The 22,510-nt window shown below is 68.0% G+C and carries 24 protein-coding genes; 9 read left to right on the forward strand and 15 right to left on the reverse strand.

Annotated elements, in window-relative coordinates; translation table 11 throughout:
• Positions 1-18 precede the first annotated feature (18 nt).
• The 6 genes from AC1DYK_RS24805 to AC1DYK_RS24830 all read right to left on the reverse strand — a co-directional run bounded on the left by AC1DYK_RS24805 (position 19) and on the right by AC1DYK_RS24830 (position 5,951).
• Complete coding sequence (locus AC1DYK_RS24805; RefSeq protein ID WP_478157594.1) at positions 19-1,350, reverse strand: ABC transporter substrate-binding protein; 1,332 nt, start codon at positions 1,348-1,350, stop codon at positions 19-21.
• A 58-nt stretch (positions 1,351-1,408) separates the two neighbouring features.
• Positions 1,409-2,440, reverse strand: coding sequence for a LacI family DNA-binding transcriptional regulator (locus AC1DYK_RS24810; RefSeq protein WP_478168693.1), 1,032 nt, complete (start codon positions 2,438-2,440; stop codon positions 1,409-1,411).
• A 355-nt stretch (positions 2,441-2,795) separates the two neighbouring features.
• Positions 2,796-3,287 (reverse strand): dihydrofolate reductase, encoded by a 492-nt coding sequence (locus AC1DYK_RS24815; protein ID WP_478168694.1) that lies wholly within the window; start codon positions 3,285-3,287, stop codon positions 2,796-2,798.
• Between the two features lie 5 nt (positions 3,288-3,292).
• Positions 3,293-4,123 carry a thymidylate synthase gene (locus AC1DYK_RS24820; RefSeq protein WP_478168695.1) on the reverse strand — a complete coding sequence of 277 codons (831 nt, stop codon included), beginning with the start codon at positions 4,121-4,123 and terminating at the stop codon, positions 3,293-3,295.
• Complete coding sequence (locus AC1DYK_RS24825) at positions 4,120-5,550, reverse strand: FAD-binding oxidoreductase (RefSeq protein WP_478168696.1); 1,431 nt, start codon at positions 5,548-5,550, stop codon at positions 4,120-4,122. The genes AC1DYK_RS24820 and AC1DYK_RS24825 overlap by 4 nt, the downstream gene beginning before the upstream one ends.
• Entirely contained in the window at positions 5,547-5,951 is a 405-nt protein-coding gene (locus AC1DYK_RS24830) for a DUF2069 domain-containing protein (RefSeq protein WP_478168697.1), read from the reverse strand. The genes AC1DYK_RS24825 and AC1DYK_RS24830 overlap by 4 nt, the downstream gene beginning before the upstream one ends.
• A 50-nt stretch (positions 5,952-6,001) precedes the next feature.
• On the opposite strand from AC1DYK_RS24830, the gene AC1DYK_RS24835 reads away from it, so the two are divergent.
• Both AC1DYK_RS24835 and AC1DYK_RS24840 read left to right on the forward strand, forming a co-directional pair.
• Positions 6,002-7,216 (forward strand): YihY family inner membrane protein, encoded by a 1,215-nt coding sequence (locus AC1DYK_RS24835; RefSeq protein ID WP_478168698.1) that lies wholly within the window; start codon positions 6,002-6,004, stop codon positions 7,214-7,216.
• A gap of 43 nt (positions 7,217-7,259) precedes the next feature.
• A complete protein-coding gene (locus AC1DYK_RS24840) occupies positions 7,260-7,631 on the forward strand; it encodes a thioredoxin family protein (protein ID WP_478168699.1) in 372 nt (123 codons plus the stop codon).
• A 136-nt stretch (positions 7,632-7,767) separates the two neighbouring features.
• Here the strand turns inward: AC1DYK_RS24840 and AC1DYK_RS24845 are convergent, their stop codons facing one another.
• A complete protein-coding gene (locus AC1DYK_RS24845; RefSeq protein WP_478168700.1) occupies positions 7,768-8,562 on the reverse strand; it encodes an alpha/beta fold hydrolase in 795 nt (264 codons plus the stop codon).
• Positions 8,562-9,872, reverse strand: coding sequence for an O-acetylhomoserine aminocarboxypropyltransferase (locus tag AC1DYK_RS24850; protein ID WP_478168701.1), 1,311 nt, complete (start codon positions 9,870-9,872; stop codon positions 8,562-8,564). Before AC1DYK_RS24850 ends, AC1DYK_RS24845 begins: the two co-directional genes overlap by 1 nt.
• A 138-nt stretch (positions 9,873-10,010) precedes the next feature.
• Here AC1DYK_RS24850 and AC1DYK_RS24855 point away from each other — a divergent pair, with 138 nt between their 5' ends.
• Positions 10,011-10,451, forward strand: coding sequence for a CBS domain-containing protein (locus AC1DYK_RS24855; protein ID WP_478168702.1), 441 nt, complete (start codon positions 10,011-10,013; stop codon positions 10,449-10,451).
• Positions 10,452-10,655: 204 nt separating this feature from the next.
• Here the strand turns inward: AC1DYK_RS24855 and AC1DYK_RS24860 are convergent, their stop codons facing one another.
• Positions 10,656-11,645, reverse strand: coding sequence for a Bug family tripartite tricarboxylate transporter substrate binding protein (locus AC1DYK_RS24860; protein WP_478168703.1), 990 nt, complete (start codon positions 11,643-11,645; stop codon positions 10,656-10,658).
• Positions 11,642-12,730 carry an adenosine deaminase family protein gene (locus AC1DYK_RS24865; RefSeq protein WP_478168704.1) on the reverse strand — a complete coding sequence of 363 codons (1,089 nt, stop codon included), beginning with the start codon at positions 12,728-12,730 and terminating at the stop codon, positions 11,642-11,644. The genes AC1DYK_RS24860 and AC1DYK_RS24865 overlap by 4 nt, the downstream gene beginning before the upstream one ends.
• Positions 12,731-12,811: 81 nt before the next feature.
• Between AC1DYK_RS24865 and AC1DYK_RS24870 the strand changes: the two genes are divergently transcribed.
• Positions 12,812-13,723: a LysR family transcriptional regulator gene (locus AC1DYK_RS24870; RefSeq protein ID WP_478168705.1), complete on the forward strand. Its 912-nt coding sequence runs from the start codon at positions 12,812-12,814 to the stop codon at positions 13,721-13,723.
• On the opposite strand, the gene AC1DYK_RS24875 is transcribed toward AC1DYK_RS24870, so the two are convergent.
• Positions 13,720-14,937 (reverse strand): polyhydroxyalkanoate depolymerase, encoded by a 1,218-nt coding sequence (locus AC1DYK_RS24875; RefSeq protein WP_478168706.1) that lies wholly within the window; start codon positions 14,935-14,937, stop codon positions 13,720-13,722. The genes AC1DYK_RS24870 and AC1DYK_RS24875 overlap by 4 nt on opposite strands.
• 103 nt (positions 14,938-15,040) lie before the next feature.
• Between AC1DYK_RS24875 and AC1DYK_RS24880 the strand changes: the two genes are divergently transcribed.
• Positions 15,041-15,697: a glutathione S-transferase gene (locus tag AC1DYK_RS24880; protein WP_478168707.1), complete on the forward strand. Its 657-nt coding sequence runs from the start codon at positions 15,041-15,043 to the stop codon at positions 15,695-15,697.
• Positions 15,698-15,715: 18 nt separating this feature from the next.
• On the opposite strand, the gene AC1DYK_RS24885 is transcribed toward AC1DYK_RS24880, so the two are convergent.
• Together AC1DYK_RS24885 and AC1DYK_RS24890 are read right to left on the reverse strand one after the other, a co-directional pair.
• Positions 15,716-16,072, reverse strand: a complete 357-nt coding sequence (locus AC1DYK_RS24885; protein ID WP_478168708.1) for a DOPA 4,5-dioxygenase family protein — start codon at positions 16,070-16,072, stop codon at positions 15,716-15,718.
• 358 nt (positions 16,073-16,430) lie between these two features.
• A complete protein-coding gene (locus AC1DYK_RS24890; protein ID WP_478168709.1) occupies positions 16,431-17,240 on the reverse strand; it encodes an AP2 domain-containing protein in 810 nt (269 codons plus the stop codon).
• A 179-nt stretch (positions 17,241-17,419) separates the two neighbouring features.
• Between AC1DYK_RS24890 and AC1DYK_RS24895 the strand changes: the two genes are divergently transcribed.
• Positions 17,420-18,514: a PA0069 family radical SAM protein gene (locus AC1DYK_RS24895; RefSeq protein WP_478168710.1), complete on the forward strand. Its 1,095-nt coding sequence runs from the start codon at positions 17,420-17,422 to the stop codon at positions 18,512-18,514.
• Between the two features lie 85 nt (positions 18,515-18,599).
• Positions 18,600-19,067 (forward strand): gluconokinase, encoded by a 468-nt coding sequence (locus AC1DYK_RS24900; RefSeq protein ID WP_478168711.1) that lies wholly within the window; start codon positions 18,600-18,602, stop codon positions 19,065-19,067.
• Positions 19,068-19,079: 12 nt separating this feature from the next.
• On the opposite strand, the gene AC1DYK_RS24905 is transcribed toward AC1DYK_RS24900, so the two are convergent.
• Entirely contained in the window at positions 19,080-19,688 is a 609-nt protein-coding gene (locus AC1DYK_RS24905) for a 3'-5' exonuclease (RefSeq protein ID WP_478168712.1), read from the reverse strand.
• A 96-nt stretch (positions 19,689-19,784) separates the two neighbouring features.
• Here AC1DYK_RS24905 and AC1DYK_RS24910 point away from each other — a divergent pair, with 96 nt between their 5' ends.
• A complete protein-coding gene (locus tag AC1DYK_RS24910) occupies positions 19,785-20,780 on the forward strand; it encodes a Bug family tripartite tricarboxylate transporter substrate binding protein (RefSeq protein ID WP_478168713.1) in 996 nt (331 codons plus the stop codon).
• A 23-nt stretch (positions 20,781-20,803) separates the two neighbouring features.
• Positions 20,804-22,021, forward strand: a complete 1,218-nt coding sequence (locus AC1DYK_RS24915) for a Rieske 2Fe-2S domain-containing protein (RefSeq protein WP_478168714.1) — start codon at positions 20,804-20,806, stop codon at positions 22,019-22,021.
• An 18-nt stretch (positions 22,022-22,039) separates the two neighbouring features.
• Here the strand turns inward: AC1DYK_RS24915 and AC1DYK_RS24920 are convergent, their stop codons facing one another.
• A complete protein-coding gene (locus AC1DYK_RS24920) occupies positions 22,040-22,507 on the reverse strand; it encodes a MarR family winged helix-turn-helix transcriptional regulator (RefSeq protein WP_478168715.1) in 468 nt (155 codons plus the stop codon).
• Between the last annotated feature and the right edge of the window lie 3 nt (positions 22,508-22,510).

The following is a 22,510-nucleotide window of genomic DNA, read 5'->3' on the forward strand; positions in this document are numbered from 1 at the left end:
GGTGCCGAAGGAGGGCGCCTACTTCGACTTGCCGTCGTCCTTGAAGACCTTCTTCCAATCGACCACCAGCGCATCGAGTGCCTCCTTCGCGGTGCCCTTGTCGGCGACCACGTAATCATGCACGCGCTTCTGCATCGACAGCAGCAGCTGCGCATACGAAGGCTCGGCCCAGAAGTCGACCACCATGTCCATCGAGTCGAGGAAGGGTTGCGCGAACGGCGAGCTCTTCGGGTATGCCGGGTCGTTGAGCACCGCCTTGGCGGCCGACGAGCCGCCGATGGCCTGCCACTTCTTCTGCACCTCGGGGTTGGCGAACCACTTGATGTATTGCAGCGCCTCGTTGCGGTTCGGCGAATAGGAGACCACCGAGATGCCCTGGCCGCCGAGTTGCACGCCCTTGGCCTTGTCCGACGGATTGACGAAGAAGCCGATCTTGTCGCCGCCGACGTTCGGGTCCTTGTAGAGGCCCGGGAAGAAGGCGAACCAGTTCATCATCATCGCGACCTGGCCCGACTTGAAGGCATCGAGCCCTTCAGTCATGTAGGCATTGGTCAGGCCGGGCGGCGTGCTGCCCTTGTAGAGCGCCTTGTAGAACTCGAGGCCGCGCACCGCGTCGGGCGAGTTCACGAAGCCGTCCATGGCATACGGCTTCTTCGGGTCCTCGTACTTGAAGCCCATCGGATAGAGCACGTTGGTCACGCCCATCGTGATGCCTTCGGAGCCGCGCTCGGTGAACAGGTAGGCGCCGTAGACCTTCTTGCCGTCGATCATGCGGCCCTGGAAGAACTCGGCCACCTCCTTGAATTGGGCCCAGGTCTTCGGCGGCGCCAGGTCGCGGTTGTACTTGCTCTTGAACTCGGCCTGCAATTCGGGCTTGGCGAACCAGTCCTTGCGGTAGGTCCAGCCGACCGCGTCTGCCATCGCCGGCAGCGCCCAGTAGTTCGGCGTGTTCTTCGGCCACTCGGCGTAGCCCACCACGGTGGCGGGCGCGAAGTCCGTCATCTTGATGCCTTCCTTGCTGAAGAACTCGTTGAGCTTGACGTACTGGCCCTGCTCGGCCGCACCGCCGATCCACTGGCTGTCGCCGATGATCAGGTCGCACAGCTTGCCCTTGGAGTTGAGCTCGTTGAGCATGCGGTCGGCAAAGCTGGTCCACGGCACGAACTCGAACTTCATCTTGATGCCGGTCTTGGTGGTGAAGTCCTTCGAGAGTTCGACCAGCGCGTTGGCCGGGTCCCAGGCAGCCCAGCACAGGGTGATGGTCTTGTCCTGCGCGCGCACGTCGGCGCTGGTCAGGCTGAGCACGGTGGCTGCGGCGAGGGCGATCACCCCCGGGAGCATCTTCGACATCGATTTCATGAGCTGTCTCCAAAAGGTTTGGGTTCAGGGGCACATACCGGGCGTCCGCTCAATGAAGGTTCTCGGCCGTCAGGATCTCGATGCGCGGCTGCACCACGTTGAGTGCGCCACGGACGTTCTCGCACAGCGCGCGCAGGACACGCGCCGCCGTCAACACGCAGTAATGGATGTCCTGGTGCAGGACGTAGGAGAGGGCATTGGCGCTCAGCAGCGAGGCGTTCTCGTCGGTGAAGTCGTGCGCCGCCACGCCGGCGTGGGGTGCCAGCCCGGCCTCGGCCAGCGCGCGCGCCACGCCGGCGCTGCCCGAGCCCACGTTGTAGATGCCGGCCACGCGCGCCGGGTCGATGCCGTTCTTCAGTGCATCGAGCAGCGCGCGGCAGGCGCCGTCGTCATCGGCCGGCAGGTCCGGCGTGCGCACCATGCGCAGTCGGGGGAAGCGCTCCTCGATGACGTGGGCGAAGCCGATGCGGCGCTCGATCTCGGCTGACAGCCGCGTCGCCTGCGACGACAGCAGCAAGGTGTCGCGCCGGCTGTCGTTGGCCATCCGTCCCAGCAGCAGGCCGGCGGTGCGGCCGGCGGCGCGATTGTCGGCGCCGATGCAGGTCTCGCGCATGGAGCCCGCGACGTCGGAGAACAGGGTCACGACGTGGACTCCCGTGCGCACCAGTTCGTTGATGGCGCGCTTGATCGGCGGCAGGTCGGGCGCCAGCAAGGCGATGCCTTCGCAGTCGCTCACCTGCGCGAGCTCCTCGGCGAAGCGCGCCGGGTCGGTGGCGTCGAGGCGGTGCGTGATCTCGGTGATGTGGGCGTGCCGGAAATCGCCGGCGGCCTGCGCGATCTGCCGCTCGACCAGGTCGAGGAAGGGCGAGGCATCGGCGGGAAGCACAAAGGCGAAGCGCGCGTTCGCGCCTCGGCGAGGCCGGCCCGGCTGCTGCGGGGCGCCCAGTTCCTCGACCACCTGCATCACCCGCTGGACGGTCTCGGCATTGACGCCCGGTCGGCGGTTGAGCACCCGGTCGACCGTGGCCGTACCCACACCGGCGGTGCGGGCGATGTCGGCGATGGTGGGAGCGGAGGACATGGAGGAGGAAGCGTGGATCGAGGCGGTGATCGTAATAACATCAATAATTAAATCAATCAGGGTTTTGGAGCATGGGGCGCAGGTCGGCCAGGACCGCGCGCAAGGGGGCGGGAGGTGTGCAAGCGTGCCTCACTCGGGCCGTTGACGGCCGACGAGGCCGCCCGTGGCGAGCGCGTGCGCCGCGCCGACGCTGTCAGACCGCCTCGGTGCGAGGCGTGATGCGCGGGGCCGGCGGCAGGGTCGTCGAGCGGTGGGCCTGTCGTACCCTACGATGTACCGCAAGTGCAGCGGCAGAAGCCGTCGAGCGTCGAGAAGAATCGGCCGTCTGGGCCGTCTGCCCGTCCACAGGGGCGATTCAGCCTCGCTCGAGCGTCACGAAGCTGAACGGCAAGCCGTTGGCCGCGACATGCGATTCGCGCGCCGTCTGCTGCCAGCCGGCGCCGAATTCGGGCGCCCAGGCGTCGCCGTCGTAGTCGCGGTCGATCTCGGTCAGCACCACGCGCTGGGCCAGCGGCTCGGCCTCGGCATAGATCTGTGCGCCGCCCATCACCCAGGCCTCGGTGGCCTGCCCGCGCTCGCACAGGGCGATCGCCTCATCGAGGCTGCCCGCCCGCTCTGCGCCTTCGGCCTGCCACTCGGCATTGCGCGTGACCACGATGTTGCGGCGGCCGGCCAGCGGGCGGAAGCGCGCCGGGATCGAGTCCCAGGTCTTGCGGCCCATGATCACCGGCGCACCCATCGTCTGCTGCTTGAAATGCGCCATGTCTTCGGGCAGGTGCCAGGGCATGACACCGTCGAGTCCGATCACGCCGTTGGCGGCGCGCGCGAGGATCAGGTTGATGCGCATCGCGTTCAGACCGCCACGGGCGCCTTGATGGCGGGGTGGTGCTCGTAGCCGACCACTTCGAAGTCATCGTACTGGTAGTCGAAGATCGAGGCCGGCCTGCGCTTGATGTGCAGCGTCGGGTAGGGCAGGGGCTGGCGGCTCAGCTGCAGCGCCACCTGCTCGGCGTGGTTGCTGTAGATGTGGCAGTCGCCGCCGGTCCAGATGAAGTCGCCGACGTCCAGGTCGCATTGCTGCGCCACCATGTGCGTGAGCAGCGCGTAGCTCGCGATGTTGAAGGGCACGCCCAGGAAGATGTCGGCGCTGCGCTGGTAGAGCTGGCAGCTGAGCTTGCCGCGCTCGCCCGGCGCCTGCGGCGGCGCGACGTAGAACTGGAAGAAGGCATGGCAGGGCATCAACGCCATCTTCGACAGCTCGGCCACGTTCCAGGCGCTGACGATGATGCGGCGCGAATCGGGGTTGCTCTTGAGCGTGTCGATCACCTGCTGGATCTGGTCGACGTGGCCGCCGTCCGGCGTCGGCCAGCTGCGCCACTGGACGCCGTAGACCGGGCCCAGGTCGCCGTCCTCGCGCGCCCATTCGTCCCAGATCGTGACGCCGCGCGCCTTGAGCCAGTTGTTGTCGCTCGACCCGGTCAGGAACCACAGCAGTTCCTGGATGATGGACTTCAGGTGCACCTTCTTCGTGGTGACCAGCGGGAAGCCCTCCTGGAGGTCGAAGCGCATCTGGTAGCCGAACACGCTCTTGGTGCCGGTGCCGGTGCGGTCGCCCTTTTGCACGCCCGTCGTGTCGACGTGGCGCATGAAGTCTTCGTATTGGGAGCGGATGGGGCGGTTCATTGGGGAGTCTCCATCCGGATCACCCGACCCGGATTCAGGATGTTCTGCGGATCGAGCCCGCGCTTGATGGCGCGCATCATCTCGAGCGCCACCGGCGACTTGTGCTTCTCGAGCTTGTCGACCTTGAGCGAGCCGACGCCATGCTCGGCCGAGAACGAGCCTTCGAAGGCCTCGACCGCGTCGTAGACCAGGGTGTTGATGCGGTCCTCGTGGTCGCGCAGGAAGGCCTTGTTGTCGCCGCCCTCCGGCGCCTGCACGTTGTAGTGCAGGTTGCCGTCGCCGAGATGGCCGAAGTTCACCAGCCGCACGCCCGGGATCTCGCGCGCCAGCAGCGCGTCGGTCTCGGCCACGAAAGCCGGGATGCGCGACACCGCGATCGAGATGTCGTGCTTGATGTTCAGGCCTTCCTCGGCCTGCGCCAGCGGGATGCTCTCGCGGATGTGCCAGAGCTGGTGTGCCTGCGTGAGGTTTTCGGCGACCACCGCATCGGTCACGCAGCCGTCCTCGAATGCCGTTTCGAGCAGTGCCTCGAAGCGCGCGCGGGCATGGTCCTCGGACTCGCTGTCGGAGTTCTCGAGCAGCACGCAATAGGGCACGGCCGCATCGTCGATGAACGGCACGCGCAGGGCGGGGAAGTGCTTGGCGACCAGGCTCAGCGCGAACCGGCCCATCACTTCGAAACCGGTCAGGCCGGGGCCCAGCCGCTGGTGCGCCAGGCCGAGCAGCCTGACCGCATGGTCGAGCGAAGGCACCGCCGCCCAGGCCGTGAGCTGGGCGGCCGGCAGCGGATACAGCTTCATGGTCGCGGCGGTGATGACGCCCAGCGTGCCCTCGCTGCCGATCATCAGGTCGCGCAGGTCATAGCCGGTGTTGTCCTTGCGCAGGCCGCTGGTGCCTTCCCAGACCGCGCCTTGCGGCGTCACGACCTCGAGCCCGAGGCAGAGGTCGCGCGTGTTGCCGTAGCGCACGACCTGGGTGCCGCCGGCGTTGGTCGCCAGGTTGCCGCCGATCGTGCAGCTGCCTTCGGCCGCCAGGCTCAGGGGGAACAGGAAGCCGGCGTTGCGCGCCGCTTCCTGCAAGGTCTGCAGCACGCAGCCGGCTTCGACCGTCATCGTGAGGTTGGCGGCGTCGATGTTGCGGATCTGGTTCAGACGCTGCAGGCTCAACAGCACCTGGGTGCCGCTCTCGTCCGGAATCGAGCCGACCGCGAGGCCGGTGTTGCCGCCCTGTGGGACCAGCGTGGTGCCGGCCGCGGCGCAGGCCGTGACCACCTCGGCCACCTGCAGGGTGTTGCCCGGGCGCACCACCGCCAGCGCCTTGCCGCGCGAGCGCTTGCGCCAGTCCTGCTCCCAGGCGCTGAGGTCGCCTTCGGTCAGCACATTCGCCGCGCCGACGATCGAGCGAAGCCTGTCCAACAAAACGCTCATGGCGTCGCCCCTTCGAGTTTGCGTGCCTGGGCGGCGTTGCGCAGCCGCAGCCGCACATGCCAGGCGCAGGCCGTGAAAAGCGCCAGGCACAACAGGACCTGGATCAGCGCCAGCACCTCGCCGACACCGTTGGTGTCGCTCCAGGCGCGCACCACGCCTTCGGTGAAATAGAGCCAGACCATCAGGCTGACCCAGCGATAGGTATACATGCGGTTCTTGAGCAGGCCAGCCAGCGGCACCACCAGCGGCAGCACCTTGAGCGCCAGCCAGGATCCCCCCGGGCGCAGCGGTGCCAGCCACAGCTCCCAGGCGAGTCCGAGCACGATCAGCCCGACGAGGCTGCCGACGGCGAGCCAGCGGGTGGCGGAAACGGAGGCGGGAGGGAGGTGGGACGCGGTCACGGCAGGTCAGTTCGAACGGGTTGCGCCGGAGCGGCGGAGGACCCGGTGGCATGATACCGGCCATGAATCGCCGGCAACTCTGGAGGGATCTTTCGCGCTTTCCCTGGGGCAACACCGCCGCCGTGCTGGGCGAGCGTTTTCGCGAAGACCGCCTGGGCCTGACGGCCAGCAGCCTGACCTTCACCACCACCATCGCGTTGGTGCCCTTCTTCACCGTGGCGGCGGCGCTGTTCACGGTGTTCCCGATGTTCAGCACGATGCAGGGCCGGGTCCAGCGCTGGCTGATCGACAGCCTGATCCCGGACAACATCGCGCGCCAGGTGCTGGGCTACCTGAACCAGTTCGCGAGCAAGGCCAGCGGCCTGGGCGTGGCCGGGCTGGTGGTGCTGCTGGTGACCGCGGTGGCGCTGATCCTCACGATGGACAAGACGCTCAACAACATCTGGCGGGTGCGCAAGCCGCGGCCGCTGGCCCAGCGGGTGCTGATCTACTGGGCTGTGATCACGCTCGGGCCACCGGTGCTGGCGCTGAGCCTGAGTACCACGGCGGCCTTTTTCTCGGCCTCGCGCGAGGTGGTGGGCGGTGCGATCGTCAAGCTGCTGTTCGACACCTTCGAATTCGTGCTGCTGGCCGGCGGCATGGCGGCGCTCTACCGCTTTGTGCCGAACACCCACGTCAGGTGGTCGCACGCCTGGGCCGGGGGCGTTTTCGTCGCAGTCGCGATCGAGGCCGCGAAGCGCGTGCTGGCCTACTACCTGAGCCTGGTGCCGACCTATTCGGTGCTGTACGGGGCCTTCGCGACCGTGCCGATCCTGCTGGTGTGGATCTACGTGGCCTGGGTCATCGTGTTGTTCGGCGCCGTGATCGCGGCCTACCTGCCCAGCCTGCTGACCGGGGTGGCGCGGCGCGGKGGCGCCGCCGGCTGGACGCTGCAGCTCGCGGCCGAGGTGCTGCAGTACCTCCACGCCGCCAAGTCCACGCCCGCCAGCGGCCTGGGCGCAGCCGAGCTGGTGGCCCGCATGAGGGTCGATGCGCTGCAGCTCGCGCCGGTGCTCGAGACCCTGGTGGCGCTCGACTGGATCGCGCCGCTGGCCGAGGAGCGCGACAACGACGACCCGCGCTTCGTGCTGCTGGCCGACCCCGCCGACTCGCTCGAGCCGCTGCTGCGGGAGCTGCTGATGCCGCAGGCGCCGCCGCTGCGCAGCCTCTGGCACCAAGGCCCATTGGACAGCCTGCGGCTGCAGGATCTGCTGGCGAATCGATAATGGCGCCGGATTCTCCGCCACCCCTCCATCTTCCGACCCTGCCGTGACCGACTTTTCCGTCTCCGCTGCCGACGACCGTCTCTGGGTCGTCTGCCTGTGCGCCGAATGGTGCGGTGCCTGCCGCGAGTACCGTCCGCTGTTCGAACAAGTGGCGCGCGCCCATCCGCAGTTCCGCTTCGCCTGGGTCGACATCGAGGACCACGCGGACATCGCGGACGATTTCGACGTCGAGACCTTTCCGACGCTTCTGATCGCCAGCGAGGCCGGAACCCGCTTCATCGGGCCCTTGCTGCCCCACGCCGAAACCCTGGCGCGCCTGCTCGATGCGCTGCAGCCGGCGCAGGCATCGGCGCCCGAGGTGGCGACCCTGCTCGGCGCGCTCCAGCGCGAACCTGGGGCCTACTCGGTCGCCTGATGCTGCGCTGACGCCGGATCGGGCTCGTTGAAACCGTCGCAGCCCAAGGCCAGGGATACCGCGGAACCGGCTTCGCCGGGCCGCCGGTATCGCCCCCTTGAGAGGGGGAGGCGCCGCAGGCGCTTCGGGGGGTGTTTCATTTGATGAAATCGCGCAACGCGAACAGCACCTCGTCGGGCGCCTCGGACATCAGCGCGTGGCCGGCCTTGACGGTCACGACCTTGGCACCTGCGGCCTTCTGCGCCAGCGTGCGGGCCGCACGCGGCGGCGTCATCTGGTCGGCCTCGCCGAGCAGGAACAGCACCGGGCACTTCAGCTTCGCCAGCGCCTGTTCGCCGTTGGCGTAGTCGTTGCAGGCCTTGAAGCCGATGTGGAACACATTGGCGTTCGGGTTGCTCGCGAGCACGCGGCGCATCAGGGCCCGCGAACTGCCGTAGAGCCAGGCGCCCGGACCGAGCGGCGGCGCCAGCATCGAATGCGAGAAGGTGTTGACCATCGCGATCGCGCGCTGCGGATCGTTGAGCGCGCCGTCCAGCAGCGCCGGCGACACGGTCATCGGATAGGCGGTGCCGACCAGCGCCAGGTGAGAGACGCGTTCCGGCGCGCGGGCGGCGGTCTCGAGTGCGATCAGCGAGCCGAAGCTGTGGCCGACCAGCGCCGCCTTGGCGACGCCGGCCGCATCGAGCAGCGCGACCACGAAGGCCGCGGCGTCCTCGACCGTGGCGGGCGGCGGGCCCTCGCTGCGGCAGTGCCCCGGCAGGTCGACCGCGAGCACGTTCCAGCCGTGGTTGGCGAACCAGCGGCTCTGCAGGATCCAGACACTGTGGTCGTTGAGTACGCCGTGGATGAAGACCACGGTCGGCTTGGCGGGGTCGAGCGGCTTGCCGCCGGTGTAGCAGTAGGTGGCGTGGCCGTTGACGACGAACTCCATCACGCACCTGCCTTTTCCGCCGCCTTCAGCGCGCGCTTGAGGTCGTCGATCAGGTCGGCCGGGTCTTCGAGCCCGATCGACAGCCTGATGGTGCCCTGCGAGATCCCGGCACCCGCCAGCGCCTCGTCGCTCATGCGAAAATGCGTGGTGCTCGCGGGATGGATCACCAGGCTGCGGCAATCGCCCACGTTGGCCAGGTGGCTGAACAGCTTGAGCGCCTCGATGAACTTCTTGCCCTGTTCGCGGTTGCCCTTGAGGTCGAAGCTGAACACCGCACCGGCGCCCTTGGCGCCATGGCGCAGCAGCTTGTTGGCCAGCGCATGGCTGGGGTGCGATTCGAGCAGCGGATGCCCCACGTGCGACACGAAGGGATGCGAAACCAGGAACTCCACCACCTTCTGCGTGTTGTCGATGTGGCGCTCCATGCGCAGCGGCAGCGTCTCGATGCCCTGCAGGATCAGCCAGGCGGTGTGCGGGCTCATCGAGGCGCCGAAGTCGCGCAGGCCCTCGCGGCGTGCGCGCAGCAGGAAGGCGCCGACCGTGCTCTCCTCGCTGAAGACCATGTTGTGGAAGCCGTCGTAGGCCTGGGTCAGCTCGGCGAACTTGCCCGAGCGCTCCCAGTCGAAGCTGCCGCCGTCGACCACCACGCCGCCGATCACGGTGCCGTGGCCCGAGAGGAACTTGGTGGCGGAGTGATAGACCAGGTCGGCGCCCCAGTCGAAGGGCTTGATCAGGTAGGGCGAGGTCAGGGTGGAATCGACCAGGAGCGGCACCTTGGCCGCGTGCGCGATCTCGCTGACCGCGGGAATGTCGAGCACGTCGAGGCCCGGATTGCCCACGGTCTCGCCGAACAGCAGCTTGGTCTCGGGCCGGATCGCGGCGCGCCAGCCGTCGAGGTCGCCCGGCTTCACGAAGGTGGTGTCGATGCCGAAGCGGCGCATCGTGTAGTGCAGCAGGTTCTGCGAGCCGCCGTACAGCGCGGTGCTGGCGACGATGTGCGAGCCGGCACCCATCAGCGTCGCGATCGACAGGTGCAGTGCCGCCTGGCCGCTGGCGGTGGCGATCGCGCCGATGCCGCCTTCGAGCGCCGCCACGCGCTGCTCGAGCACGGCGTTGGTCGGGTTGCTGATGCGCGAGTAGACGTGGCCGGCGCGCTCGAGGTTGAACAGCGCCGCGGCATGGTCGCTGGACTCGAAGACGAAGGAGGTGGTGAGATGGATCGGCACCGCCCGCGCGCCGGTGGCGGGGTCGGGTGCGGCGCCGGCATGCAATGCCAGCGTGTCGAAGCCGGGGTCGGAGTAGCCGGACATGAGCGCCTTTCGAGATCGTTTCTGCAATGCCCCGTTACGCGTGCATCCTGCACGGCGAAATCGCGGGGTCGGTGGACGGGCGGCCATTGTGGGCTATATTCAAATCGGCACGCCGCCGAGCAAGTGAGGAGCAATTACATGAAAGTCAGCGACATCCTGCGAGTGAAGGGCAACACGCTCTTCACGGTCACGCCCGACGAGCCCCTGGCCAGTGCGGTCGACGTCATGGCCGACAAGGACATCGGCTCGCTGGTGGTCATGGAGCACGGCGACCTGGTCGGCATGCTCACCTTCCGCGAAGTGATCGTCGCCATCGTCGCCAACGGCGGCCAGGTCGGCGGCACCCTGGTGCGCAAGGCGATGGACGACCATCCCGTGACCTGCACCCTCGAAACCGACCTCGACGAGATCCGCCGCATCATGCTCGAGCGCCACGCGCGCTACATGCCCGTGATGGACAAGCGCATGCTGATGGGCGTGATCAGCTTCTACGACGTCGCCAAGGCGGTGGTCGACAGCCAGAACTTCGAGAACAAGATGCTCAAGGCCTACATTCGCGACTGGCCCGAAGAGCAGTAGCTCGCCCCCAGGTTGCCCGGCACTGCGTGTCCGGGCGCCTCGAGTCGCTGCCAGAGACAGCGGCCCTTCGGAGCCGTCCAAGCCTGCGCAGGCAGGCTCGGAGCCGCGGCTCCTCAGCCCCCTACCGGGGGCAACACCAGCGGCCTGGCGAAGCCAGTTCCGCGGTGTTTCACCAACGGGCCTGGCTGCGCCGGCCGGGGCCGGTCATTCTTTGATGTTGGCGGCTTGCACGATTTTTTGGTTGCGGGCGTATTCCGATTTGATGAACTGGGCGAGCTCTTCGGCCGAGCCGCTGCCGGGGATGGCGCCTTGCTCCTGCAGCTTGGCGCGCACTTCCGGGTCTTTCAGCACCGCGTTGAGTTCCTGGTTGAGGCGGCTCACGATCGGGGCTGGCGTGGCGGCCGGGGCGAAGATGCCGGTCCAGCTCACCATCGAGTAGCCCTTCAGGCCCGGCATCTCGTTGAAGGTGGGCACCTGCGGCAGCGCATCGAGCCGCTGGCCGCCGGTCACGCCGAGCGCCTTCAGCCGGTTGCCGCTCACATGCGGGATGGCGCTGGTGCTGACCAGCATCGCGAGGTCGACCTGGTTGCCGATCACGTCGGTCGCGATCTGCGCACCGCCGCGGTAGGGCACGTGGGTGACGAAGATGCCGGTGCGCTCCTTCAGCAGTTCCATCGCCAGCTGCAGCACGGTGCCGACGCCCGAGGTGGCGTAGTTGTACTTGCCGGGCGAGGCCTTCGCGAGCTTGACGAAGTCGGCGAAGTCCTTCACCGGCAGGCCCGGCCGGGCGACCAGCACCATGGGCGCGGTGTTCAGCATGCCCACCGGCGCCAGGTCCTTCAGCGGGTCGAACTTGAAGGCAGCGGGGTTGATCAGTTTTCCGATCGCGATCGCGCTGTCCGGGCCGGCGACCAGGGTGTAGCCGTCCGGCGCCGCATTCACCGCCTTGGCGACCCCGATGGCGCCGCCTGCGCCGGTCACGTTCTCGATCACGACCGACTGCTTGAGGCGTTCGCCGAGCCTGGTTGCGACCAGCCGTGCGTTGAAGTCCACGCTGCCGCCCGCCGAATAGGGAACGATCAGCGTGATCGGCTTGGCGCCGGGCCAGGCGGAGGGCTGTGCGCTGGCGGCGCCGGGCAGGGCCGCGATCAGCATCGAGGCCAGCAGCAGGGGTTTCGGGATCGGGGTGTTCATGGGTTCAGCGTGGTGGGTTCTTGTGGAAGGAGGGCCCGCAGCGCATCGAACTCGGCGCTCCATTGGCTGCGCCAGTGGCGGCGCAAGGAATCATCGATCCAGGCACCGTCGAGTCCGTTGTGCATGAAGCCGCGCAGGTCGTCCAGGCCGAAACCGAAGTCGCGCACCATCATCAGCCAGGCCCCGGTGGGCGTGACCTTGTGCAGGGTCGGGTCGTCGGTGTTCGGGTGGATCCGCAGGCCCAGGCCCGGCATGCGGCGGATCGGATGGTCGAGCGCCCAGCGTTCCGGCGGCAGGGTGCGCAGGTAGTAGGAGTTGGTCGGCACCACGGTGAACAGCACGCCGCGCTCGGCGCATTCGCGCGCGAACCCGGGCTGGTCGACCACGGTGTAGCCGTGGTCGATGCGGTCGACCTGCAGCAGATCGAGGGCGGTGCGCACGTTGGTCCAGGGCATGCCGAACTCACCGGCGTGCGCGGTGGTCTTGAGGCCCGCGCGCCGGGCGGCGCGGTAGGCCGCGAGAAAGAGCTCGGGCGGCCGATCGACCTCGCGGTAGTCGATGCCGATGCCGATCACTTCCTCGCACCGGCTCTGCGTGACCCATCGCACCATCTCGACGGCCGCCTCGGGACTGGCCTCGCGATCGATCGCCGCGATCAGCCGGCCAACGATGCCGAACTCTCGTTGCGCGTCATGGATGGCGTTGACGATCGCATCCTGCGCTTTCCGATAGCCGATGCCCGATGCGTGCACGGTGCCCGTCGGGTTCCAGAAGAACTCGCTGTAGCGGACGTTGTGCGACGCCGCGTCCTGCAGGTATTCGAAGGTGAGCCGGTGCAGGTCGTCGGCGCTGCGCACCAGCTGGGCATCGAGCGCGCGCAGCACCCGCAGCACGCCGACCGGCTTCTCGCCGCGGGTGTAGAAGCCCTCGATCTCGTCGTCGGCCAGCGGCGAACCGGCCCGGCGGTTGAGGTCCGCGAAGGTGCCGTGCCGGACCGTGCCGAACAGATGGCAGTGCAATTCGACCTTCGGGATCGCTCGCAGGAAGGGCTCCAGGGCGCCAGGCGTTGCGACGGCAGTGCTCATGCCGGCCAGTCTAGGGAGGGTGATGAAATAAGGAAAATTTTGAATTCCTATAATTTCATTCATTCAATTGATAACCAAGCGATGAGCTCCTTGCCCCTGCGTGCATTGACGCTTCGCCAGCTCCAGTGCTTCTCGGTGCTGGTGCAGGAGGGCCAGTTCGGCCGCGCCGCGCGCAGGCTGTCGATCACCCAGCCGGCCCTGAGCAACGCGATCAAGCAGATGGAGAAGCTCCTCGGTGCCGAGTTGCTGACCCGTTCGACGCACCGGCTCGAGCTCACGCCGGTCGGCGCCGAGGTGCTGGCGCGCACGGACTACCTGGTCAATACCTTCGAGGTCGCGTTGCGCGATATCGAGAGCACGGTGCAGCGCGGACGCGCCTTCGTGCGCATCGGCGTGATCCCTTCGGCCAGCGCCCGCGTCGCGACGGCGGTGGCCGGGTTCATCGGCGGTGATGCGCCGCCCGGGATCGAGTTCGCCTGGCGCGACGCGCCGTCGAACCAGCTGCTGGCCGAAGTGCGCAGCGGCCGGCTCGACCTGGCCGTGGCGGCCATCACCGAGCCGCCGGGCGGGCTGGAATGCGTCGACCTGTTCCGCGATCCGCTGGTGCTGGTGGTGCGGCGCGACCATCCGCTGGCCGCGCTTGGCGAGGCGGACTGGGAGGCCATCGGCGGCGAGCGCCTGGTGCTGTTCGAGAGCGGCAGCATGCCGGCGCTCGGCGACCCGGCCCGCGCCCAGTTCGCGCAGGGTTCGGAGCCCTATCGCGTGAGCTACTCGGAAACGCTCTACGCCCTGGTGCGCGGCGGGCTGGCGCTGGGCCTGATGCCGAAGCTCTACACCTCGTCGCTTCGCGACGATGACCTGGTGGTGCTCCCGCTCGTGAAGCCGCACGTCGAGCGCCGCGTGGTGCTGGTCTACCTGCCCGGGCCGATGCGCAACGTGGTGTCGCAGGCGCTGATTGCGCATCTGCGGCTTGCCCTGGTGACGCCGGCCTAGTGCAGCTCTTGCGCCGTGTGGATCATCTCGCGCACGCGGGGGTAGATCTGGGCGTTCCACTTGCTGCCGCTGAAGACGCCGTAGTGGCCGACGCCGGCCTGCAGGTGATGGGTCTTGAGGTAGGGGCGGATGCTCGGGCAGAGGTCCTGGGCTGCCACGGTCTGGCCGACCGCGCAGATGTCGTCGCGTTCGCCTTCCACGGTCATCAAGGCGGTGCGGCGGATCGCCGACGGATCGACCTTGCGCTCGCCGACGGTCAGCTCGCCGCGCGGCAGGTCGTAGGTCTGGAACACGCGCGCCACCGTCTCCAGGTAGAACTCGGCCGGCAGGTCGTTGACCGCCAGGTACTCGTCGTAGAAATCGCGGATCGTGGCCGCCTGCTCGAGTTCGCCTTCGACCAGGTGGTGGTAGAGCTTCCTGAACTGTTCCTTGTGGCGGTCCGGATTCATGCTCATGAAGGCGCTGAGCTGCAGGAAGCCCGGATAGACGCGCCGCATCACGCCGGCGTGCGGCCAGGGCACGCGGCTGATCAGGTTGCGTTCGAACCAGCCGATCGGGCGGTCGGTCGCCAGCTTGTTCACGGCCGTCGGGTTGATGCGGCAGTCGACCGGTCCGGCCATCAGGGTCAGGCTCAGCGGCGAGGCCGGGTTGCCGTCTTCCGCCATCAGCGCGGTGGCCGCCAGGGCCGCCACGCAGGGCTGGCAGACCGCCACCATGTGGGCGCCGGGGCCGATCGCCTCGAGAAAACTCACGATCTGCAGCGTGTAGTCGTCCAGGCCGAAGCCGCCGTTCCACAGCGGCACGTCGCGTGCGTTGTGCCAGTCGGTCAGGTACACGTCGTGGTCGCGCAGCAGGGTGCGCACCGTTTCGCGCAGCAAGGTCGCGAAATGGCCCGACAGTGGTGCGGCCAGCAGCACCTTGGGCTGCACCGCCTTGGTGTTCTTGCGGAAGTGCAGCAGCGTGCCGAAGGGCGCGACCAGCGCCACCTCTTCGTGCACCGGGACCTCCTCGCCCTCGCACACCACGCTCTGGATGCCGTAGTCCGGCCGCGTGTGGGTCAGGCGCATGTGGGCATAGACCTCCATGGCCGCTGCGATCCGGCGGCGGGCGCCGCGGTCCGAAGGGGCCTGCCACGCGCCGCTGCCGAGGTACTGGGCTGCGAGCCGGGACGGCGAGAGCAGGTCGGTGTGTGTTTGGTAGGCCCGGTACAGCATGCCTGGAGTGCAGGCAAGTTGCGGGCCAAGCCGCCGCGGTGCCCTGTTCTGGCATGGGCCTTGCACACCCGCAAAGCCGATCCGGCAGCCCAGGAGCGTCCCCATGGCCAAACCCGTCCTCACCATCAGCAGCAAGAACTACGGTGCGTGGTCGCTGCGCGGCTGGTTGATGTGCCGGCTTGCGGGGCTGGATGTCAGCGAGAAGGTGATCCCGCCGGACGATCCGGCCATGAAGGCCGAGATGCTGCTGCTGTCGGCCTCGATGCTGGTGCCCTCGCTGCAGCACGGCCGCATCAAGGTCTGGGACACGCTCGCAATCGGCGAGTACCTCCACGAGATCAAGCCCAAGGCCGGGCTGCTGCCCGCCGATGCCGAGGCCCGGGCGATCTGCCGGGCGATCTGCGGCGAGATGCATTCCGGCTTCAGCTCGATGCGCAGTTCGCTGCCGATGAACGTCAAGGCCCGGTTCCCGAACTTCAAGATCTGGTCGCGCGCCCAGACCGACATCGACCGCGTGGTCGCGATCTGGCGCGAATGCCTCCAGGCCCATGGCGGCCCCTACCTGTTCGGCAAGCAGCCGTGCATGGCGGACGCGATGTACGCGCCGGTGGTGACGCGCTTCATCACCTACGACGTCACGCTGGACGCCGCCTGCGCCGGCTATTGCAAGCGCATCATGGAACTGCCGGCGATGCAGGAATGGATCAAGGCGGCGAAGCAGGAGCCCGACGAGATCGACGAGCTCGACGCCGAGTTCTGAGGCCCGGTCGCTGCGGGTTCAGCCGCCCGGGCGGCGGAACATGCGCAGGTCGAGCGCCGACTCGTTGCCGAGCCACATGGCGTGCGCGGTGTGGTCCAGGTAATCGTCGCCGGTGACGCCGTGCACGAACACGTCCAGGCCGCCACGGTGGTTGTCCAGCCACGCGACGACCTCGTCGAACTCGGCGGCGTCGAAGGCGATCTGGCAGCTCCAGTGCGGGTGCGGGCCGACCAGTCGCTCGTGCACCCGGCCGACCACGACCAGAAGTTCGTGTCCCGCGTCCTCGGCGATCTTGCGCGCCTGGGCGACCGTACCGGGACCGAAGTAGATGTGGGCGTGGTACTGCGGGTAGAGGTTTTCGGGACGGCGGGGCATGGTGTGCTGGCGGACGATCTGCAGCTTAGCCGAGTGTCTGGATGCGTCAAGCGTGTTCATCGAACGGCGCGTTCCGCAAGGTCCAGTTCCATGCGACCTAACCTGCCTGCACTTGCAAGAAGCCGGAGCCGAGCCGATCGCCATTCGGCCCGGCAGCGAATGCGCTCTTGTTGTGCTTCGGCAAGCATCCCCTGGGTGCTGATCAGTTCCAGGATATCGGCCGCCCCGATGGCATAGCGCCTGTCCGACGATTGCGCCGACGCCTGGACGGCGTCAAGCAGGTTCTCGGAGGCCTGGAGGCCCGCCCCCAACCTTTTCCTGTGTGCCAACTCTGGCTCTGCTTCACGGAGCCAGGGCTTTACAGATCGCGCGTTCCGTCATTCGTTGGGTTATCCGATGCTGCTGCCTTGGCGGAATTGCTGCCCTCCGGGCACGCGGACGCTTGCTCCGCCGGCCTCCGCTTCGCCTTGGCTGCCATTTGCCTTAGTTGGTCTTGCCGCGCCGCGATGGCCAGCGCCTTGGCCGCCTCCTCTCCGTGCTCCCGCACGGAGTAGGACAGCCGCAGGTGCTTGCCATCTCTCGCTCGGGTGGTGGCCGTCCATCGACCGGGATCTCCCGGGTGTTGCCGTCGGTAGGCAACTCCGGCGACGCCGCTCTTGTTGTTGCTGCGGACTATTTCCCTTGCGGTCACAGGCGCAAGGCCATCCGACGGCAACGACCTTGGTGGCGCCAGGCGCAGATCCGCTTCGTCCGGATGGGGGCAAGCCAGTCCTGACATCCGGCGAAGCTGCGCTTGACGTTCGGCGATAGCCAGCAGCTTGGCTTCGAGGCCATAGCGGCCGACGCTGAAGTACTTGTTGGCTATTTCGCCTGGGCCGAGATAGGTCCTTGCGGTCCAGGCGCGGGGTTTGCCGTCGGGGCCCAACTGGCAGGTCACGCCCGGAATGCCGGTCTTGTTATTGCGTCTGAGGACGTCGGCTCTCTTGCGCCGCGGAACGGGCGGATGCTTCTTGACCATCTGATCGCGCCATCCCTGGGCTCGCAACAGCGCGATCGCCTCGCCCTGGTGCATCTTGAAGCCGAACTGCCTGAACAGCGTGACGCCGCTGCGCTTCAATTGAACTTTCCAGCCTCGCGGCCCGCGCGTGATTCCGTACATCGACCGCATGCACCCCATCCGTCCTAGAAACTCTTGTGGTTGCGATCTTCAGATTTCGGCGGCTTTGCTGTCTGTGAGCGCACGCTACTTTTCGAGATCGAAAATTCCCGAAGATATGTACAAACGGTTGCTGCAGCCCGGGTTAAACCGTGAAATACTGTGATTTCATACAGTATGCGGATCGCCCCATGGCCGACACCTTCATCCCCGTCCACGCCCTCAAGGGCCGCGGCGCGGCCACGCGCCTGCCGCATCGATTCGAGCGCGACGTTCGCGATGCCTTCGACGACGGCTGGGGCACGCTGGAAGAAGGCGAGGCCGAGTCCGAGGGCCTGCCGCCGCTGGCGACCGAGGTCCGCTTCGAGGACGTGAAGTCGGTGCTGAGCGACAACGATTCGCCCGACATCCCCTTCGATCGATCGCTCAATCCCTACCGCGGCTGCGAGCACGGCTGCATCTACTGCTTCGCGCGGCCCACGCACAGCTACCTCAATCTCTCGCCCGGCCTCGATTTCGAGACCAAGCTGATCGCCAAGCGCAACATCGCCGAGGTGCTGCGCGGCGAACTCGGCCGCAGGGGCTATCGTCCCAGCCAGATCGCGATCGGCACCGCCACCGACTGCTACCAGCCGATCGAGCGCGAGCTGCGGCTTACGCGTTCGGTCATCGAACTGCTGAAGGAAACCCGCCATCCCTTCGGCCTGGTCACCAAGTCGAGCGCGGTGGAGCGCGACCTCGACCTGATCGCGCCGATGGCGACCGACCGGTTGGCGGCGGTCTACGTCACGATCACCACGCTCGACGGCGAGTTGGCGCGCAAGCTCGAGCCGCGCGCCGCCGCGCCGCACCGGCGGCTGCGCACCCTGCGCACGCTGGCCGATGCGGGCGTGCCGGTCGGCGTCAGCGTGGCGCCGCAGATTCCCTTCGTCACCGAGGACATGGAACAAGTGCTGGAGGCCGCCTGGGAGGCGGGTGCGCGTTGCGCTTTCTATACGGTCATCCGGCTCCCGTGGGAGGTGGCGCCGCTGTTCAAGCAATGGCTCGAGCTGCACTACCCGCAGCGCGCGGACCGCATCATGGCGCGCATCCGCGAGATGCGTGGCGGAAAGGACTACGACGCCGACTTCGCGACCCGCATGAAGGGCAGCGGGCTGTGGGCCGACTTGATCCGTCAGCGTTTCGAGAAGGCGGCCCGGCGCATCGGCTTCAACCGCGAGCGCATCGCACTCGACCTCGGCGCGTTCCGACCACCTGGCGCCGCAGGGCAGGGCAGTCTGTTCTAGCGGGATGGGTCGAGTTGGTTACACAATGCAGTGAATGGCAAAAAATTGCGTTCCCCCACCAACGACGACTCCCTGGTGGGTGGTGATGGGGGTTTCCGGTTGCGGCAAGTCCAGCCTGGGCGCCGCATTGGCACGGGACATGGAACTGCCACTGATCGAAGGCGATGACTTTCATTCGCCCGAAAGCGTTGCCAAGATGCGCGCCGGAATTGCGCTCACCGACGCCGACCGTGCGGGCTGGCTGACCGCGCTGGGCCTTGAAATGGCGCGTCACCAGGGTGGGGCGGTGCTGACCTGTTCGGCCCTCAAGCGCGACTACCGCGAGCGGTTGCGCGCCGCAGTTCCGGGCCTGCGCTTCGTCTTCATGGCGCTGACGCGCGAGGAGGCCGAGCGTCGCGTGGCGGCGCGCGCCGGCGCGCACATGTTTCCGGCCAGCCTGGTCGCCAACCAGTTCGCGACGCTGGAATCCCCGGTCGGCGAACCGGGGGTACTGGAGGTGGACGCCACCGCGCCGTTGCCCGAGCTGGTGGCGCGCGTGCGGGTCTGGGTCTGAGCGCGCGGTGACTCAGCCGTCGGGGCGGAGCCCCAGCGCGTCGAAGACCCGGATCGCTGCATACGCATCGTTGGCCGCATAGCGCAGTTGCGCGTCGGTCAGCTGGCGGTTGGCCCAGTTCGAGGTCGTGGCCTTGCGCGACTTGACGAAGCGGCGGTCGAACACCAGCGCCACGGCGGACTTCACGCCGACCGACTTGCGGTAGCCGCGGCGGCGGAACTCGGTGTCGAGGTCGAGCACGGCCTGCGGCTCGACGCCGAAGCGCTGCCGGATCAGGCTCAGGTCGGTCGACAGGCCGAAGCCGGCCTTGACCAGTTCGGCCGAGCCCAGCAGCGCGGCCAGCGCGCCGTGGAACTCGGTGCGATGCAGCTGGAACAGCCAGGCCTGGTCGCGGGTCGCGAACTGGACCACATGCGGTCCGCCCGAGACTTCGAACTTGGCGAAGGTCGGCTTGGACTCGGTGTCGAAGCCGACCACGCGGCTCGCCAGCAGCGCCGCCGTGGCGGCCTGCGCGTCCTGTGCCGTGGCGACCACGCGGATGTCCCCCAGGCCCAGGCCCTCGAAAGGCTCGAGCAGGGCGATCTGTTCGCGCTCGGGGAGCGGGGGAGGTGTGTCGTTCATTCGAAAGGGCGGTGAAGTCTCCGATTGTCGTTCGTTGACGTCGGCAGATATGGTTGATAGTATCAACAACATAAAAATCCCACGGAGACAGACGCGATGCACGAGACATTCGACGGCGGGCGCAGGGATGCGATCCGCCTCCTTGCGGCGGCCATGGCGGCGGGCGCGTGGCCCGCGGCCTGGGCCCAGGATCCGTTTCCGGCCAAGCCGATCCGCGTGATCGTGCCGTTCGCGCCAGGCGGCGCGATCGACGTCGCGGTGCGCGCGATGACGGACAAGGTGGCGCTCGAGGTCGGCCAGCCGGTGGTGGTGGACGCCAAGCCCGGCGCCGCGACGATCGTCGGTGCCGATGCCGCCGCCAAGGCGGCGCCCGACGGCTACACGGTGCTGGTCACCACCAGCAGCACGACGATCAACAATGCCGGCGCCTTCAAGAAGCTGCCCTACGACCCGGTCGCCGGCTTCGCGCCGGTCACGCTGGTCTCGCTCGGCAGCGTGATGTTCGCCGGGCCTGCCACCGCGCCCTACAACAACCTGCAGGAGTTCGCGCAGTGGGCCAAGGCGCAGAACCGCCCGATCTCCTACGGCACCTGGGGCAAGGGTTCCTCGGCGCACCTCTTCGGCGAGTTGCTGCGCACGCGCTACGGCCTCGACATGCAGCACGTGCCGTACAAGGGCGATGTCTCCGCGCTCAGCGACGTGCGCGGCGGCGTGCTCGACACCACCTTCTCCAGCCCGGTCAGCGCCAGGCCGCTGGTACGCGCGAATGCCATCAAGGCGCTCGGCATGACGGGGCCGCGCCGCTCGGGCGGGCTGCCCGAGCTGCCCACCTTCGGCGAGCAAGGCTTCGCGGGTTTCGAGCTGGCGGGCTATGTGGCTGTGTATGTCCCCGCCGGCACGCCCAAGCCGGTGATCGACCGGCTGAACAAGGCCTTCGTGGCCGCGATCCGCACGCCCGAAGTCTCGCAGCGCCTGGTCGACCAGGGCCAGGACCCGATCGCGAGCACGCCGGAGGAACTGGCCGAGGTCTACAAGCGCGACGCGCCGCAATGGCTGGCGCTGATGAAGGCCGCCGGTGTCGAGCCGGAATGAAACGATCCCAAGGACTCCCGCGCATGAACGTACCGCAAGACCACCTCCGCATCATTCCGATCCGCAGTGCCTACGAGCTGCCGGAACCCGTCGTGCGCGACGAGCTCGTGCGCACCGGGCGCGGCACCGCCATGGGCGAGCTGCTGCGCCGCTATTGGCACCCCGTCGGCCTGACGAGCGATGCGACAGATACGCCGCGCCAGATCCGGGTGCTCGGCGAAGACCTGATCCTGTTCCGCGCCGGCAGCGGCGAAGCCGGCCTGCTGCATCCGCGCTGCGCGCACCGGGGCGCTTCGCTGCTCTACGGCAAGGTCGAGCACGACGGCATCCGCTGCTGCTACCACGGCTGGAAGTTCGGCCCCGGCGGGCAATGCCTGGAGCAGCCCTGCGAGCCTGACGGCGGCTCTCGCGTCGGCCGCATGCTGCAGCCGGCCTATCCGGTGGCGGAGCGCTACGGCCTGGTGTGGACCTACATGGGCCCACCGGACCGACAGCCGGTGCTGCCGCGCTTCGAGCCCTTCGAAGCCCTGGAGGACGGCGAGTTCCTCGAGGCCGACGACCAGAGCATCGGTGGCGGCGGCCCGGTGATCGTCGATTGCAACTGGTTCCAGCACTACGAGAACGTGGTCGATCCCTGGCACGTGATGGTGCTGCACGGGAGCTTCTCGGGCGTGCAGTTCACCGACGCGATGCTGCGGGCGCCGACCATCCGCTTCGACGCCACGCCGCGCGGCGTGAAGGTGACCTCGCTGCGCACGCTCGACGACGGCTCGATCTTTCGCCGCGTGACCGAGGCCTGCGTGCCGACCTGGCGCGTGGTCCCCAATCCGCGCGTGGGCCAGTACGCGCGGGTCGAGTCGCTCGGCTTCGTGCTGCCGATCGACGACACGCACTTCCGCATCTACACGGTGGCGCGGGTGCGCACGCCCGGCGAGCTGACGGGATTCCGTTCGCGCCAGGGCGGCAAGTTCTGGAGCGAACTCAGCGCCGACGAGCACCGGCGTTTTCCGGGCGACTACGAAGCGCAGAAGAGCCAGGGCGACATCACCTGGCATTCGCACGAAAACCTCGCCACCAGCGATCGCGGCATCGTGCTGTTGCGCCGGCTGCTGGCGACGCAGGTCAAGGTGGTGGCCGAAGGCGGCGATCCGGCCGGTGTCGGCTTCGACCCCGGAGACGATCTGGTGCGCTTCGAGGCCGGCAATTTCCACGATCCGCGACCCGCGGACGCGGGCGGTTGAAAGTGGTGCGGACGGCGTTCAGGGCTGCGTCTTTTCTTCTTCCTCGATCAGCGCGAGCGCCTTGGCCTTGAGCTTGCGCAGGGTGGCGACCAGCTGGGCGGCCTCTTCCTCGCTCAGTTCTTCACGAAAACTGCGGTCGCGCAACTGCGCGGTGCGCGCCAGGCTCCTGGCCTTCTTGCGGCCCGCGGCGGTGAGGGAGAGCTGGGCCGATCGGGCGTCGGTGCTGTGCGCGCGCCGCTCGACCATGGCGCGCTCCACCAGCGCGCTCACGATGCGGCTGATCTGCGCCTTGTCGGTGCTGGAGTAGTCGGTCAGGGCGCGCAGGGTGACCGGCTGCAGGTGCTCGATCAGCGCGAGCGTGCGCCATTCCATCAGGCTCACGTCGTGCTCCCTGCGAAAACGCAGGGCGGCGCTGCGACGCAGCGCGTCCGACGCGCTGTTGACTTCGTAGCTCAGCAAGGGGAGGAAGGCGGGTGCGGCTGTCATCGC

The sequence above is a fragment of the Variovorax sp. P2_H12 genome (assembly GCF_056403395.1).

Coding starts and splice junctions, on each gene's coding strand:
- AC1DYK_RS24870 (WP_478168705.1), top strand. CDS start 12,812: ATGAGCTCCTTGCCCCTGCGTGCATTGACGCTTCGCCAGCTCCAGTGC.
- AC1DYK_RS24805 (WP_478157594.1), bottom strand. CDS start 1,350: ATGTCGAAGATGCTCCCGGGGGTGATCGCCCTCGCCGCAGCCACCGTG.
- AC1DYK_RS24920 (WP_478168715.1), bottom strand. CDS start 22,507: ATGACAGCCGCACCCGCCTTCCTCCCCTTGCTGAGCTACGAAGTCAAC.
- AC1DYK_RS24855 (WP_478168702.1), top strand. CDS start 10,011: ATGAAAGTCAGCGACATCCTGCGAGTGAAGGGCAACACGCTCTTCACG.
- AC1DYK_RS24915 (WP_478168714.1), top strand. CDS start 20,804: ATGAACGTACCGCAAGACCACCTCCGCATCATTCCGATCCGCAGTGCC.
- AC1DYK_RS24885 (WP_478168708.1), bottom strand. CDS start 16,072: ATGCCCCGCCGTCCCGAAAACCTCTACCCGCAGTACCACGCCCACATC.
- AC1DYK_RS24905 (WP_478168712.1), bottom strand. CDS start 19,688: ATGAACGACACACCTCCCCCGCTCCCCGAGCGCGAACAGATCGCCCTG.
- AC1DYK_RS24810 (WP_478168693.1), bottom strand. CDS start 2,440: ATGTCCTCCGCTCCCACCATCGCCGACATCGCCCGCACCGCCGGTGTG.
- AC1DYK_RS24860 (WP_478168703.1), bottom strand. CDS start 11,645: ATGAACACCCCGATCCCGAAACCCCTGCTGCTGGCCTCGATGCTGATC.
- AC1DYK_RS24880 (WP_478168707.1), top strand. CDS start 15,041: ATGGCCAAACCCGTCCTCACCATCAGCAGCAAGAACTACGGTGCGTGG.
- AC1DYK_RS24820 (WP_478168695.1), bottom strand. CDS start 4,123: ATGAACCGCCCCATCCGCTCCCAATACGAAGACTTCATGCGCCACGTC.
- AC1DYK_RS24900 (WP_478168711.1), top strand. CDS start 18,600: ATGGGGGTTTCCGGTTGCGGCAAGTCCAGCCTGGGCGCCGCATTGGCA.
- AC1DYK_RS24865 (WP_478168704.1), bottom strand. CDS start 12,730: ATGAGCACTGCCGTCGCAACGCCTGGCGCCCTGGAGCCCTTCCTGCGA.
- AC1DYK_RS24845 (WP_478168700.1), bottom strand. CDS start 8,562: ATGGAGTTCGTCGTCAACGGCCACGCCACCTACTGCTACACCGGCGGC.
- AC1DYK_RS24910 (WP_478168713.1), top strand. CDS start 19,785: ATGCACGAGACATTCGACGGCGGGCGCAGGGATGCGATCCGCCTCCTT.
- AC1DYK_RS24850 (WP_478168701.1), bottom strand. CDS start 9,872: ATGTCCGGCTACTCCGACCCCGGCTTCGACACGCTGGCATTGCATGCC.
- AC1DYK_RS24825 (WP_478168696.1), bottom strand. CDS start 5,550: ATGAGCGTTTTGTTGGACAGGCTTCGCTCGATCGTCGGCGCGGCGAAT.
- AC1DYK_RS24815 (WP_478168694.1), bottom strand. CDS start 3,287: ATGCGCATCAACCTGATCCTCGCGCGCGCCGCCAACGGCGTGATCGGA.
- AC1DYK_RS24890 (WP_478168709.1), bottom strand. CDS start 17,240: ATGCGGTCGATGTACGGAATCACGCGCGGGCCGCGAGGCTGGAAAGTT.
- AC1DYK_RS24875 (WP_478168706.1), bottom strand. CDS start 14,937: ATGCTGTACCGGGCCTACCAAACACACACCGACCTGCTCTCGCCGTCC.
- AC1DYK_RS24895 (WP_478168710.1), top strand. CDS start 17,420: ATGGCCGACACCTTCATCCCCGTCCACGCCCTCAAGGGCCGCGGCGCG.